The 14,898-nt window shown below is 40.1% G+C and carries 13 protein-coding genes; 8 read left to right on the top strand and 5 right to left on the bottom strand.

What is annotated here, in order from left to right; genetic code table 11:
* From ACMUMK_RS02995 to ACMUMK_RS03005, 3 genes are all read right to left on the bottom strand, one after another.
* Positions 1–288 carry a putative quinol monooxygenase gene (locus ACMUMK_RS02995; RefSeq protein WP_414699638.1) on the bottom strand — a complete coding sequence of 96 codons (288 nt, stop codon included), beginning with the start codon at positions 286–288 and terminating at the stop codon, positions 1–3.
* 110 nt (positions 289–398) lie between these two features.
* A complete protein-coding gene (thiI, locus tag ACMUMK_RS03000; RefSeq protein ID WP_414699639.1) occupies positions 399–1,856 on the bottom strand; it encodes a tRNA uracil 4-sulfurtransferase ThiI in 1,458 nt (485 codons plus the stop codon).
* A gap of 163 nt (positions 1,857–2,019) precedes the next feature.
* Complete coding sequence (locus ACMUMK_RS03005; RefSeq protein ID WP_414699640.1) at positions 2,020–2,478, bottom strand: protease complex subunit PrcB family protein; 459 nt, start codon at positions 2,476–2,478, stop codon at positions 2,020–2,022.
* Positions 2,479–2,685: 207 nt separating this feature from the next.
* Here ACMUMK_RS03005 and ACMUMK_RS03010 point away from each other — a divergent pair, with 207 nt between their 5' ends.
* The 3 genes from ACMUMK_RS03010 (at position 2,686) to ACMUMK_RS03020 (ending at position 5,301) form a co-directional block, all read left to right on the top strand.
* A complete protein-coding gene (locus tag ACMUMK_RS03010) occupies positions 2,686–3,192 on the top strand; it encodes an RNA polymerase sigma factor (protein ID WP_414699641.1) in 507 nt (168 codons plus the stop codon).
* Positions 3,185–3,841, top strand: a complete 657-nt coding sequence (locus ACMUMK_RS03015) for a hypothetical protein (RefSeq protein WP_414699642.1) — start codon at positions 3,185–3,187, stop codon at positions 3,839–3,841. Before ACMUMK_RS03010 ends, ACMUMK_RS03015 begins: the two co-directional genes overlap by 8 nt.
* Before the next feature lie 86 nt (positions 3,842–3,927).
* Complete coding sequence (locus ACMUMK_RS03020) at positions 3,928–5,301, top strand: hypothetical protein (protein ID WP_414699643.1); 1,374 nt, start codon at positions 3,928–3,930, stop codon at positions 5,299–5,301.
* On the opposite strand, the gene ACMUMK_RS03025 is transcribed toward ACMUMK_RS03020, so the two are convergent.
* The gene (locus ACMUMK_RS03025; RefSeq protein WP_414699644.1) at positions 5,294–6,298 is read right to left on the bottom strand and encodes a LysR family transcriptional regulator; all 1,005 of its coding nucleotides are present in this window, start codon (positions 6,296–6,298) and stop codon (positions 5,294–5,296) included. The genes ACMUMK_RS03020 and ACMUMK_RS03025 overlap by 8 nt on opposite strands.
* A 157-nt stretch (positions 6,299–6,455) precedes the next feature.
* Here ACMUMK_RS03025 and ACMUMK_RS03030 point away from each other — a divergent pair, with 157 nt between their 5' ends.
* Both ACMUMK_RS03030 and ACMUMK_RS03035 read left to right on the top strand, forming a co-directional pair.
* Positions 6,456–6,992 carry an acyloxyacyl hydrolase gene (locus ACMUMK_RS03030; RefSeq protein WP_414700318.1) on the top strand — a complete coding sequence of 179 codons (537 nt, stop codon included), beginning with the start codon at positions 6,456–6,458 and terminating at the stop codon, positions 6,990–6,992.
* Between the two features lie 66 nt (positions 6,993–7,058).
* Positions 7,059–7,712 (top strand): phospholipid-binding protein MlaC, encoded by a 654-nt coding sequence (locus ACMUMK_RS03035; RefSeq protein ID WP_414699645.1) that lies wholly within the window; start codon positions 7,059–7,061, stop codon positions 7,710–7,712.
* 77 nt (positions 7,713–7,789) lie between these two features.
* On the opposite strand, the gene ACMUMK_RS03040 is transcribed toward ACMUMK_RS03035, so the two are convergent.
* The gene (locus ACMUMK_RS03040; RefSeq protein ID WP_414699646.1) at positions 7,790–8,632 is read right to left on the bottom strand and encodes a zinc-dependent peptidase; all 843 of its coding nucleotides are present in this window, start codon (positions 8,630–8,632) and stop codon (positions 7,790–7,792) included.
* Between the two features lie 202 nt (positions 8,633–8,834).
* Between ACMUMK_RS03040 and sbcD the strand changes: the two genes are divergently transcribed.
* From sbcD to ACMUMK_RS03055, 3 genes are all read left to right on the top strand, one after another.
* The gene (gene sbcD / locus ACMUMK_RS03045; protein WP_414699647.1) at positions 8,835–10,082 is read left to right on the top strand and encodes an exonuclease subunit SbcD; all 1,248 of its coding nucleotides are present in this window, start codon (positions 8,835–8,837) and stop codon (positions 10,080–10,082) included.
* A complete protein-coding gene (locus ACMUMK_RS03050) occupies positions 10,079–13,753 on the top strand; it encodes an AAA family ATPase (protein ID WP_414699648.1) in 3,675 nt (1,224 codons plus the stop codon). The genes sbcD and ACMUMK_RS03050 overlap by 4 nt, the downstream gene beginning before the upstream one ends.
* A gap of 664 nt (positions 13,754–14,417) precedes the next feature.
* Complete coding sequence (locus ACMUMK_RS03055; RefSeq protein WP_414699649.1) at positions 14,418–14,681, top strand: hypothetical protein; 264 nt, start codon at positions 14,418–14,420, stop codon at positions 14,679–14,681.
* Positions 14,682–14,898 lie beyond the last annotated feature (217 nt).

Genomic DNA, 14,898 nt, shown 5'->3' on the forward strand with positions numbered 1-14,898 from the left:
TTACTTCTCTAGCAAATTGAACGTCGTAATATCAACGGGTTTAGCAAGCCACTTTTCGTATGCTTCAAATACCCTCTGGGTGTAGTTTTGTTGATAATGAAGTTGTAAGTCTTGCTCACTTTTCCATTGCTCGTAAAGAAACAACTGAGTCTGTTCTTTATTACTATGTACATCAAATTGTACGCAGCCTGCCTCTTGGCGGGTTGGCTCAAGTATCGATAAAATCGCGTTTTTAGCGATATCAAAAAATTGCTCTTTGGGAGTAATAGTTGCAAATACACAATGCATAATCTTTCTCTGTTTTAATTAATATAGTTATCATGGTAACTATGTTGGTTGGCATGTCAAGGTAAAGGTATATGGCATTACTTAGGCAGTGTTGCGGTTTAGCATAGTATTTACTTGGGCCTATATACTTGCACTTGCTGGTAACCTTGCTCGTGAAGCAAGAGTGCTTGTAACTGACTCATCACGCCTCTCTCACAATATAAAAAGTAGCTTTGCTCTTGAGGTAATGATGAAAACTGCGAAGCTAATTTGAAAAATGGTATGTGTTTTACGGTAATGCCTGGGATATCTAAGGGAGCGTTTTCTTGTTCTTCTGTTGGGCGTATATCTAATACCACGGCATGGTTTGGAAGGGTTTCAACTTCAGTGACAACTTGGGTGTTTTGCTGGGCCTCTTCTTCGAGAGACAAGATATCTTGCAGTTTTGCCTCAGCTATAGCTTGCTGCAAAATATTCGAGTCTAACTTTTTCTCTTCTTCGATTATTTGCATCAGATCTGCTTTAGTGGTGGGCTTTTTGGATATCACTCCACAGTACTCAGGCATGACTTTAGCAAATTCTTCTGTGCCAATATGTTTAGCTTGGTCGATAATATCTAACTTATCCATGCAAATAAGTGGTCGTAAAATAAGCGTGTCGGTTGCCTTATCTATAACATTCAAGTTGACTAAGGTTTGGCTAGATACTTGTCCTAAACTTTCTCCTGTGACCAAGGCACTGATGTCCATTTTTTCAGCTATTTGACTGGCCGCTCTGACCATCATGCGTTTAAGGACCACGCCCATTTGTGGGTTATCGACATTTTCGAGAATATCAGCCACTACAGACTCAAAGTTAACAGAAATAAATTTAACTCTGTGAGATTCACTAAAGCGTTTCCATAAATAGTAACTTACCTGTTTGACGCCAATTTCGTGCTCTTTTCCCCCTAAGTTAAAAAAGCAAAAGTGAGTTCGCGCACCACGCCGCATCATTTGATATGTGGCTACACCTGAGTCATAGCCACCAGACATCAATGACAATACGCTTTCTTGTGTGGGCAAAGGCATGCCCCCTAAGCACTTAATTCTATGGTGGCGCTGAATCAAAGTATGCTGGTTAACTTCAAACTCTATTGTGATATCAGGTTTTTTTAACTCGACCCCTTTAGTATCACAATTTTTATTAAGAAATCCGCCTACGTAGCGCTCAATTTCTAAAGAAGAAAATTCATGTTTGCCCCTGCGTTTCACGCGGACAACAAAACTTTTATTGGCTAACTGGTCTTGCCAAGCTTGTTTAACTTGTTGGCAAATATCGTCTAAATCGGTGAAGGTGCTCTGTTCAACGCGGATGATTTGGTCTATGCCTGGAACGCGCTGCAGGCGCTCAATCACTTCATCTACTTGATGTATAGATTTACGGTTTACTATGAGTGAAAACTTATCCCAAGAGGCTCGCACTTCAACAGATATATCATTCATTTTAAAAATACGACGAATATTACCTTCAAGTAAAAAGGTAAAGCGTTTACGTACTTGACGGCTTTTGATAATAATTTCGGGATGTAATCTGATTATAAACTGCATATTTGGAGGCGAGTTGAAACTTAGTGGAATGGAAAGGGCGGATTATAGCGACCTGCACACGCAATGCAAAGCAGAGTGCTCAACTGGGGGTATTTACGGCAAGCTAATTAATAGCTAAAAGGTTAACACAGCTGCACCACCTATATGGGTGGCGACTTTTACGTTAACAATCTGAGTAGCTGATGTCTTCGCTTACTAGTACATATTTAGTCGTTTCAATCTTAATTATTTGGGTTGGGTTAGTCAGAGCTGTTGTAACACCGCAATTCGCCCCCGGGAACTGGTAGTCAATACTCGCCAGTATGTGATCGTTATGCTCGGTTAGGGTGACGCTTAGGCTGTAACCGCCAGAGCTTTGTGTGCCCATATCAACTAACAATACAGTTTCACTATCAAAATCAATATTTTGAGGTGTATCTGAGCTACGCTTCAATAGTTCACTTTCGTACTCACTTTGAGAGTTGATCAAGATAGTGCTTTTAGCTGTTGTGTTTGCATATTCATTATATTGAAAATCGTGTAGTACTTGGAACTCCATTTCTGGAACAGGTGAGGTGGCGTCTGCATCACTACAACTTTGTAGTGGAACTAATAAAGGAAATAATAAAAACAACTTTTTCAAGGGATGCCTCCTAGTAAGTATTTGGACGTAAAAAGTATCTTTATTTATATCAGTTTGGAAAATCATTTCTAGGGAATTTTTTAGGGTTTAAAAAAACTTTAATTTTGGTTTGTGATTTTTTCTAGGTTGCAGCGAATCATAGTTAGGTAAGCTAAATCGACTGTGGCGATACAGCAGTTATAAGACAACCTACAAGAGTAGTTAAGTGTGATACCAAATATTAAAGAGCAAAATTTCGAAAGTATGCTCAAAGCTCACAAGGGAATTCTTCATAAAATAGCCAATAGCTACAGTTATTGTTATGAGGAAAGGCGTGACTTAATTCAGGACATTAGGTTACAACTTTGGCGCTCGTTCGATAGCTATGACCCCAGTCTTAAATTAAGCACCTGGGTGTATCGAGTGGCTTTGAATACTGCGATTTCTTTTTTAAGGACTCAATCATTAAGAAAGGACTATATAGAGGTAACCAACACTGGAGTATTAGAAGAGCCAATAGACAGTAAAAATAGCGAGGTCTTAATTGAAGTTCAACGCTTACTTAAGCTGTTAAATAAATACGATAGAGCTTTATTTATCATGCACTTAGATGGTTTGTCTCATAACGAAATAGCCGATGTGCTCGATATATCAACAAGTAATGTTGGTACTAAAATTTCACGCATTAAACAAAGTTTAAATGCACTTTATATGAAAGGAGATAGCAATGGATAATATTCAAAAAATGCAACAAGAGTGGGCTGCAAGTCAGCAGCAAGATGATGACAATATTGAGCTAAACATTGAGGCATTGAAACAGATAAAACTGCTAAAGGCAGAGCAAAAAATGCGTAGTTTTTTGTTTATGAACATTTTTACCTTAGTGGTTGGGGTATTTATGATTAGTTTCTTATGTCATTTCATTTACGCCAATATTGACAACCTATCTATGGTTTTGGCAGGCCTTGTAGTCTTGGTTTGGTCTTGCTTTATAAGTGTTGGCGGGATTGTTCATCTTTATATGCAGCTGACTTTAGATTACTCAAAGCCTGTTACCGAAGTACAAACGCAACTTAATAAAATAAGTCTATCAGTGCTTTACTATTTAAAGGTGTCTTTGCTGATATTACCCTTTTACTTTGCCTATATTGTTATTGGTTTTAAGCTGTTTGGGGGAGTAGATATTGTGCAGCATGGAGATGCCACATGGCTTGTATCACAAGGCTTATGTTCAGTGGTATTTGGATTGCTAGCTATATATTTATACAAGCAACTTGCACCAAGTAAATTGAATAAACCATTAACACAGATGCTTTTGAAAAGCTGTGGTAGTCAAGTTTGGTTAGCTTCTAAAGAGTTAGGTGAGTTACAAGAGTATTCGTGAAAACTGAGGATGGGTTAAATCGCAAAATTCAGGCATAATTACCTTATAAGTTTTTATATATTGTACAAAAGGATAACGAAGCTTTAGTGGATAAGATTAAACTAACACAAGATGAAAACCTTTCTATTAACGTTAGTTATCCGTTATTACCTAGCGATAAGCAAAGACTTGATTTGTATTTTTCGCTCCCTGAAGAAATGGGAATAAGCTCTAAAACCCTTACAGAAGAACATTACTTTCATAGCAGTATTCAATGCCAGAGTGCTTATTATTCCGATAAATTGCACTTGCCTTTAGTCCGAAGTCGTTTTATCAGCCAAAAAAAGGGTGAGCAAAGCGACTACCGCTTAAATTTAAATTTGTTTTCTTATCAAATTCGTATTGCGCTGAATACAGATATTAAGCAAACCCTGAAACTTAAAAAAAGTGAAGACTTCTATCCAAGGGCCATTGAGTTGGCAGAGCAAATTTCTGGACTGTTAAAGAAGCTCAGAAGATACACCCCGCCGGATCAAAAACTTAAAGCCTACTTTGAAAATGCTGACAATTACTTAAGTTGGCAGGTAGAGCAATCATTTTTAAAGCTGTTATCTAGAGCGCCTAAAAGCAGTGATTACGCCAGTGAACAGAATTTCTTACTAGAGTTATGCCGAAGAGAAAGTAACTACCGCAAAGATAATCAATACAACTCAGAAGTGACCTTGTCAGATCCAAACCGGATCACTAACAAAATGCGCTTACTGCAAAGGTTAATTGAATATGGAGTGGTGTTTAAGAAAGACTTTAGAAATTTAAATGCCAATTTAAATAGAATGGTTCGAGGCTCAGTTACCGCAGTTATTATGGCATTTGTGATGACGTTGGTGTTAAACGCCCGTACTAACTTTACAGAGGTAACCATTGCGCTAGTTGGGATGTTAGGGGTGATTTACGGTTTACGAGAAATATTCAAAGACGACTTAACCCGTATGATATGGCGCCGGATCCAAAAAGGCTTACCCAAATGGCGAATTATTTATAGCCACTCTGTTAATAAAACTCGCGTCTCTTACCAAACCATTTGGCTTGAATATATTCGTAATAAGGACTTACCGCCGCAAGTCGATAGGTTATTTCAAACTCGCCGCCAACAAAACAAACAAGCAGCACAACTATTACATTTTCGAAGTGATACTAAAGTTAATGCTAAAACCTTTTTACCGGGTTATGAAGCGGTGCAGCAAAGAATTAATTTTAATTTAACGCCCTTTATTCGTTTTTTAAGAAAAGGTGAGGGCCGGCTATATTCACTTGATGGCAGTAAAATATCTAAGCAAGCAGTTGAGCGCCGCTATCAAATTAACCTAGTGTTAATGCACACAGATAAAAAGCAGCAGGTTCAAAGTCAAAGATTCAAGATCACCTTGAACCGCTCAAATATCATTAATATTGAGGCTATGGCCTCTGGCGAAACTAGCTAGCTATTAAGGTTGGCACTGTCATCTCTTCTGCATGCTCTTGGTCACACATGGCTGAGTTTTGCTGACATAAACTGCTCATTACCTGCTTGGTTTCAAGCTCGACATTTTTTCTAATAATCCGCTGAAAGTGATCTCTTAACCACATTAGCCCTTGATCCCTGTCTTGTCGTTTATGCCAAATAGATGAAACCTGTTGTGGCATTAATTCAATGGGGGGCTTAGTGGCTGCTATGTCACCGTTAATGATTTCTTTGGCAACTGCAGAAATTGGGACTACACAAATTAAGTCACTATTTTGGATAAGGTTAGCCACCGAAGAAAAGTGATTTACTGTAATAGCGATGCGCCGAGTTAAGCCATGTTGTAACAATACTTGGTCTGTGTAACCTGCGATATCACCAGACAAAGAAACCAAGAGGTGATCAGCCGCTGCAAACTCTTCTAATTCAAGGTTTGCTTTTGCTAGTGGGTGGTTATGATTCATTACGCATACATAAATGGGTGAAAACAAAAACTCAGCTCTAAAGGTATTTGAAATTACCCCTGATGCCCCTATAACCATATCTACTTCAGCATCTTCTAATATCTGATTAGTGTTTACTATAGTGTAAGGCACTGCATGAATATTAACCCCCGGCGCTTCTTTTTCTATGGCGCAGCGTAGTTCAGCCCACACCATATCTACAACTATATCGGTAACCGCTACCCTAAAAGTACGTTTTGCTGTAGCAGGGTCAAAAGCCTTGGGATCAACCGCTTCTGTTAATGACGTTAAGGGAACTCTTATTTGATTCCACAAATTTTGTGCATGCAAAGTGGGTTGAATATTGCGGCCGTCTTTAACAAAAAGCTCGTCTTTCCAAGCAATTCGCATTCTGCTTACTGCGTTTGATACTGCAGGTTGGGTCATAGCTAAGCGATTTGCAGCTCGGGTAATAGAGCGTTCGGTCATAATGGCATCAAATACCATCAATAGGTTGAGTTCTTGTGGGCGCATGTTTTATCTCCAACAAATAGTGTGGCTAGAATACATCACAAAATAAAATGTGTCATATATAAATATATAATTATTTTTATGTGTTTTTGACGTTCATACTTCTCCCATCAAAAAATGACAAACAATGAGGATTTAGAAGGTGAGGGTTAGTAAAAGTATTGGTGTGGCTATATGGTTGGCTGTATTCACCTTGCTTACAAGTTTAAATGCGCATGCTAGCGAGCATGGTGTGGCAGTTGATTATCTCCATGGAGAGCAAGATCTGTCTGGGATCCGCTTAGCATATCGTCCCTATTATACAAACTTAGCTAGGTTTGATTGGTTAGGTGATTTAGATGTGTATTGGGAAGTGAGTTTAAACTTCTGGGAGTTTGGTGATCAAAATCAACATGAAACAAATTATGCCCTAGCCCTTTCTCCTGTGTTCTCAAAGCAGTTTGACACTTTATACGGCAAGTACCCTTTAAAGTGGGAGTTTGGTATAGGGGTTTCACTTATCACAGACACTCGATTTGCTGGTAAAAATGTTGGTTCACATTATCAGTTTGAAGACAGGTTAGGTGTGATATTGGAATTTGGTGAGCAACTTAAAAGCTCAATCGCTGTGCGATATATGCATTATTCGAATGGCGGCCTAAATGATCATAACCCGGGTTTGGATTTTTTAAATATTTCATACGCAAGGCGACTTTAACCTAGCGTTAACTCTGTTTGTATTAACTTTACTTTATATAATTTTTACGCTCAAAGGAGCACACACATGAACTCTGTAATTTCAAATATCATAAAGAATGTGAGCCAAGTGACACTTTTTGTCCTGACTGCATTTATAGCAAGCACAAGTTTTGCTCAGCAAAGCAACCCGCAATTATTGTTAGAGCAAGTAACCAATACAACTTTCACTAGAATTGAGGCTGAAGCACAAGAAATTAAAGCCAACCCTGATCATTTACGAGATATTATTGATCAAGAGTTAATGCCCCATATTGATTACAAATTTGCAGCCTTTAAAGTGTTAGGAAAACACTTTAGAACGGTACCTAAAGCACAAATTCCTGAGTTTGTTGAAGAGTTTAGGCAGTATCTGATTTCGAACTTTGCGGTGGCTTTGGCAAGTTATGGCGGCCAAGAATTAATATTTGAGCCGGTTAAGTTCGAAGACAGCGCAAAAAGTATGACAGTAAAAGCGATAATCAGAGAAGAAGCGCGCCCAGATATTCATGTTAACTTTAAACTACGTAAAAACAGTAAGACTCAAGAATGGAAGACCTACGACTTAGTGGCTGAAGGTATTAGCTTGTTGTCTAGTAAGCAAAGTGAGTTTGCACCAATGATTCGCCAAGACGGTATTCAAGCAGTGATAGATGTGATGAAAAATCAAAACAGTGAGCCACTTACTGTTGCTTCTAATTAGGGTTAACCATTTAATTTGAATCGTAGCTGGGAGTGTGTTTGTGCTTATCAAACCGCTCCCACAGGGTTACATAGCTTTTAGTTGGTTCTGTTTTTAGACCATTGTTTTGGATCAACCATGTAACACTGTTTAAATTGTTCATAAAGCTTAGGGTGATGGTTTTCCAGTGGGTGAGGCTTTTCAAAGAAGGTCTCTGTGACCACTGCAAAAAACTCTGCTGGTGAGGTTGCGCCATAGCTGTCAATAACATCATCAATTCCATCTGCCCATTTTTGTTGCTGTACTTTAAATTCTGCATTTAATACCTCTGACCATGCTTTATATTGTGGTGCAGTGGGTAACATGGGCAGCCCATCCATTGCGGCGTTCTCTTCGTCTAGTTTATGGGCAAACTCATGCATGACAACATTGCGGCCATCACGGCTGTCTCTTGCTCCTTGAATAACGTGACTCCATGCTAAAACGATTGGACCTTTGTGCCACGACTCACCAGCTCGAGTGCTGGTATCGGTAATATGTAGCATCCCTTCGGTTCTGCTAGACTCTGCGACATAAGTATCAGGGTAAACCAAAATACTTTGGAACCCAGGGTAGTAATTACCCGGCCGCTTTAATATCAACATACAAGCCTGGGCAGCAATAAGTACTCTGACTTGATTGGTTATTTCAAAGCCATCGCGGCCTACTATTTCTTTTTCATCTAAAAAAATCAGTATGTGTTCTTTTAAGACTTGTTGTAGCTCATCGGGCAAGCGAGTGTATAGAGGAAAGTCATTTTCTAAAATTTGTACATACTCTGCTGGAAATACTTGGCCTTTAAGCTCAGCGCGCCTTTGTTGCAGCTTTTGAAGCTTTCGCTTATCTCGATAAAACCAATAAAGCATTAGTAAAGCGGGAATAGCGAGTAAGCAATAAATCATAGCGTGGACCTTAGAATAGCGGCTACCGAAGAAAGTCGGGGTTTAGTCTATCAAGTAACACTGGCTGATACGCAAATAAAAACACCGAGTTTTTATTAAGGGTAAGGCGGAAGCTTAGGGTTTTAAGATACAATAGCTTAGTTACCGATTAGCTAGACCTAAACCCTTCACCTATCATTTTTAACATTTTAAAAGGCCCATAATGAAGATACTGCATACCTCCGATTGGCACCTAGGACAAAGCTTCTTCACGAAAAGCCGTAAAGACGAGCATCAAAAGTTTATTGGGTGGTTGTTGCAGTTGGTGGCAAAAGAACAGATAGACGCAGTAATCATTGCAGGTGATATTTTTGATACAGGTACGCCACCAAGCTATGCCAGAGAAATGTACAACCAGTTTGTTGTAGACATACAAAAATTAAATTGTGTATTGGTGGTGCTAGGGGGGAATCATGATTCGGTTTCAACCCTAAATGAGTCAAAGCAAATACTCGCTTGTTTAAATACTTTTGTGGTGGCCAGCACTGGCATTACCACTGCAGAACAAGTATTTACAATAACAGATAAGCAAGGGGCGCCAGGGGCTATTTTATGCGCAGTGCCTTTTATTCGTGCCCGCGACGTATTGCAAAGTAGCGCGGGTGAAACAGGTCTTCAAAAACGTCAAGCCTTAGGCGAGGCCATCAAGGAGCATTATCAAAGCTTGTATCACCTTGCATTGTCAAAAAGGCAAGATAGCGGGATAGATATACCTATCATAGCCACAGGGCACTTAACCGCTTTAGGGGTGACTCAATCTGAAAGTGTACGGGATATTTACATAGGCACATTAGATGGTTTTGCAGCAGATGGTTTTCCTCCGGCTGATTACATTGCACTTGGGCATATTCATAAACCGCAAATTGTTGCCAAGTCAGAACATATTCGTTACTCCGGCTCACCTATTCCCCTTAGTTTTGATGAACTAGGCAAACCTAAACAAGTGATGCTGGTGGAGTTTACTGGCTCTAGCTGCAAAGAGTTAACCCCTGTTGATGTTCCTAGTTTTCAAGCTATGGAGGTGCTAAAGGGGGAGCTATCTAGTATAGAAAAGGCTTTAACGAGATTTAAAAACTATGAGGCAAGCTCACCGTGCTGGTTGTGTATTGAAGTAGACAGCCAAGATTATTTATCTGATTTACAAGCACGAATTCAAACCCTGACGGAGGGCTTAAATGTAGATGTACTGCAGCTGCGCCGTAATCGGAATCAGCGACGCCAGTTACTAAATCAAGTTAACAAAGAAACCCTAGCAGAGCTAAGCCCAGAAGAGGTATTTGAAAAACGTCTCGACATGGAAACCTTTGATACCAGTGAAGATGCTGACCAAGAGCAAGTGACATTGAAGCAAGTACGCCAAAGGTTTGCACAAGTATTGTCTGAGGTAGAGCATGAAGGGACAAACTTATGAAAATTTTAAGCATACGCCTTAAAAATCTAAACTCATTAAAAGGTGAGTGGAAGGTAGATTTTACCCAGTCACCCTTTATTGATAATGGGCTTTTTGCCATTACTGGGCAAACAGGGGCAGGTAAAACCACTCTGTTAGATGCCATATGCCTAGCCCTTTACCATCAAACCCCTAGGCTAGGGCAAATTACAAACAGCAGTAATGAAATCATGACCCGTGGCACGGCTGAATGTTTAGCTGAGGTAGAGTTTGAAGTAAAGGGAATAGCTTATCGGGCTTTTTGGAGTATGCGCCGCTCACGGGGAAAGGTAGAAGGTAATTTGCAGCCAGCGGATGCAGAGCTAGCAGAAGTGGCCACAGGTAAAGTATTAGCTACGCAGATACGTCAAAAAAGTGAAGAAATAGAAAAGATAACCGGATTAGACTTTGGCCGTTTCACTAAGTCTATGATGCTATCCCAAGGGGACTTTGCGGCATTTTTAAATGCAGATGAAAAGCAGCGAGCTGAATTATTAGAAGAGCTAACTGGCACAGAAGTTTACGGCAAAATTTCAATCAAAGTTCACGAGCACTTCAGCCAAGCTAAACAAAAATTAAGCGAGTTACAGGCTGGCGCAAACACTTTTGCACTACTTAGTCCTTTGCAAAAACAAGGCTTGCAAGAAGAACTTTCTGAGTTACAAAAAAAACAAACTAGCATTGAAAAGCAAGCTAAAAGCTACGAAAGTCACATTAAATGGTGGGATAAGTTGCAAACTGCTGAAAAAGAGCAGCAAGCCGCGAATACTCTTTATTTACAAGCTGAGCAGGCAATACTTGAAGCAAAATCTGATTTAGAGCTACTGCAAAAAAGTGAGCCAGCTGAACAGTTGCGCCCAAACTGGCAACGCCTAGTTGAGGTCACTAGTCAATGCCAAACAATTGAATCCCAGCTGCTTGAACATCAAAACTCTGAAGTGAGCTTGCAACAAACATTAAGCCAAGCCAGCACTCAACTCGTTGCAGCCGAGCAGAGGTTACAAAAAGCAAAGCTGGCTCAGCAAGAGCAAGAAAAGCTTATCACCGACAAGGTCATCCCGTTAGATCAACAAATTACGAGTTTGCAACAACAGCTAACCAAGCAGCAACAACAAACCCAAGAGCTTCAACGCCAGCAGCAAAGCGCTCAAGCAAATCAAAGGGCAGTAAACCAAGAGTTAGCAGAGTTAACTGCTCAGCAAACAAGTATACAAAACTATTTGGCTGACCATGGCGCAGACGGCGCAGTGGGTGAACATCTAAGTGGCTGGAAGGCTACCTTAGTGCAGATTGAGCGAGACCAAAAGTCCCGCCTGGATATACAAAAACAAATCCACTCTTTTGAGCAAACAATAGCTGAAAAGCAGCGTCAATATGAGCAACTTACCAAGCAAAGCCAGCAACTTCTAGAGGCCTTACAAGGGCAACAAAAAGAGCTGGCAGCAAAAGATGCAGAATATAAAACATTAAAGGCCAAAGCTGGTGGTGTTGATCTTGAAAAACAAAAAGCGACTATTAATAACCTTTGGCCAAGTTTGCATAAAGCCCAAGACATACAAAGGCGTTTTTTGCAGCTCACTGCTGAGCAAACTAAGGCCGAAGAGGAGTTGCTAACTGTTACCCAGCAGGCAGAAGCTTTAAGCCAGCAGCGTAACGAGCTGCTTCATAAATACCAAGCACAAGAACAACAATGTAAAGATTTACAACACTTACTGACCCAAGAAAACCAGTTGGCTCAGTATCGGCAACTACTAAAAGCTAATGAAGAGTGCCCTTTATGTGGTGCAACCGAGCACCCTAAATCAGCGGATATGGCGTTAGATTTACCTGAGACTTTACAAAGGCAGCAACAGGCAGAGTCTTTGCTAGAAAGCCTTAAGCAACAAGGTACAGAAGTGCGTGAAAAGTTAGACACATCAAACCTTAGAATTAAGCAACTGCAGACTAAACAGCAAGAACTACAGCAAACACACACCCAATTAACGAGTGATTGGCAAGGGAGCATTCAATTGTTGCAGTCCAGCTTGGATATGAGCGACCAGGTTGGATTACAAAATTTAGAACAAGAATTAAGCCATCAACTAAAGCAAGCTTCTAGTTTATCTCAACAGCTTAATAAAACCGACAAAGAACTAATTAGCTGTAAAGAGGCGGTAAACCATAGCGAACGAGCTGTAGATAAACTTAATAGTGAGCTTAAGTTACTAGAGCAAAACCGACAAACCCTTGAACAGAGCCAGCAGCAGGCTGCGGCAGAAATAACTAGGCTAAATGACTTAGTTGAACAGGCTAAAAGTACCCTGATAACCAGTATTAATAACTTAGGATACCCAGTCCCACCACAACAAGATCTTGCACAATGGCTACAAGTTAAATCTGATGATGTAAAAGTTTATCAAGATAAAAGTCGTCAAAATGAATTAATAAACACTAATATTGCTGCTAAAAGTGCAGAAAATAACAGTCTATGTGACGTGATAAGAGGGATTTCTGAAAAATTGACTTCGATGCAGTTAGAAGAAGTTCGCCTTAAAGAAGAGTTAGACAACTCAAGCAAGCAACGTTTTGTATTGTTTGGAGATCAGGTAGTACAAATAGCTAGAGACTCCACTCAAATTCAAGTATCCGAGGCTGAAAAATTCCAGCACATCGCCATAGACACCCATAAGCAAGCTGAGCGGCAACATGGTGATTTGTTAGCCACGATAAAAGCCAAATCTCAACAGCAAACTGAGCTTCAGGAATTATTCAAAGAGCTTACCGATACATGGCATACATTACTTAGCAAAAGTCCATTTGCGAGCCAAGTAGAATTTGAAAGCGCATTATTACCCCAGCAGCAACGCACTGATTTGCTCAATAAAAAACAAAGCCTAGATAACCAGCTTCAAAAGGCAAATACCTTATTAGAGCAATCTAAAGCTCAACTTAGCGTATTGAAAAGCGAGCCAGAGGCTAGCGAATGGCAGCAAACTCCACAAAGCCAAGTGCAAGAATTACTGACACAGCTACAGGCTCAAAAAGACACATTAGTAGAACGAAAGGGGGCTATTAGCAGCCAACTGCAAAAAGATGAAAACGAGTCAGCGCGGCAACAAGCTTTGCTGGATGACATTAGGCAGCAACAAATAGAATACGAGCAATTGAGCTATTTACATGGCCTTATTGGTTCAGCGAATGGCGATAAATTTAGACGCTTTGCACAGGGCCTAACCTTAGATAACCTAGTGTATTTAGCCAATAAACAACTAGACCGTATTCATGGCCGATATTTGCTAAAACGCAAAGGCGAAGAAGGTCTTGCACTAACTGTGCTAGATACTTGGCAAGGTGATGTGGAGCGAGATACCAAAACCCTATCTGGTGGTGAAAGCTTTTTAGTAAGCTTGGCCTTAGCCTTAGCTTTGTCAGACTTAGTGAGTCACAAAACTAGCATCGATTCACTGTTTTTAGATGAAGGCTTTGGCACCTTAGATGCTGAAACTTTAGATATTGCCCTAGATGCCTTAGATAACCTCAATGCATCTGGCAAGATGATTGGGGTGATAAGTCATATTGAAGCCATGAAAGAGCGGATCCCAACACAGTTAAGGGTGACAAAGAAAAGTGGTTTAGGGGTAAGCGAGTTGGAACGAGAGTATGCAGTGGGGTAGTTTTTGCTGCGCAAGGCAATCGCTTTGCTCATAGTGCATGCGCTGCGCTTAGGTCATCCATGACGTTTTCAAGTCTCATCCATGAGCCCCGACTTCTTTTTTACCTACAGCTGCAAAAAGTAAGCAAAAAGGGCCGCTCGCCAAATATGTTCTTCATCCAATTATTTTCGAGATTTGGCAGGTCGTCACAATGTGCTCCCAGCACTCTGTGACTCAATTTACATCCATGTAAATTGACCTACAAAATCTCAAAAATAATCGGCGAACATACATGCCAGAGGTAGGGCAAAAGCATCGGCATCGCCGACAGCAACTGTGGTGGCTACGACACTTCTTTTCCGCAGTTCCATTTCCGTAGTTCTTTGATTTCAATATGTTTTATCGTTTTTGTTACAGTGGGTGTCAGGATAAGTGTTATTCATTTTACACACCCAGTCTAACTGTTTTTTATACAGTATAATTTAGTTTCCCCTATATTTAGGGAAATGCGCGAATCGCGCATTTTTGTGGGATCATAAAAATTTCAAAATCCAAATTTTTCTTTAAGTAGCAAAGTGTTACTGAATTTGGTAGAAATAGATAAATTAAGAAAGTGCGCGATTTGTAGATAGAAAAATGCGCGGTTCGCGCACTATTAAATTGTTATGCATAGAAAGGATTTAGCTTGGTAAATATTGAAAATACATCAACGATTATCTCAACAGTAATACTTCTAATACTGTTTATGTACTTTGGTGTGAATCTAGCAATGATAGTTTTAGAAAGGAAAATATCTGCTTCCAGCATACAATCACTTGGCTCAGAACTGGCGAAAATGATTAATGAAACAGACAATCCCGATAGCTACAAGCAAGCCAGGATATATTTGGTTGGTAGTGTTTTATCATTGTTGGCATTCTTCGCTCTTTTGGAATTTGGCTATGCATAACAAACAACTCAACTCGGACGTCAACACGCTGGCTTCGCCAAAACGCGCGTTATCGCCGTTTAGTTGAGCCGTTATGTGCCAAAAGAACTGGATTAACTGATGAAGTCAGAGAAGCTCCCAAAACTTTATTTTACAAAGAACTTTCTTTTGGACTTAAGCGGAATTATCGCTGGCACTTTGTTGTGTTACTGGATGGTAACTAGATTCGAAAGCATCG

The organism is Paraglaciecola sp. 2405UD69-4, from assembly GCF_047525415.1.
In the GTDB taxonomy this organism is placed as follows: domain Bacteria; phylum Pseudomonadota; class Gammaproteobacteria; order Enterobacterales; family Alteromonadaceae; genus Paraglaciecola.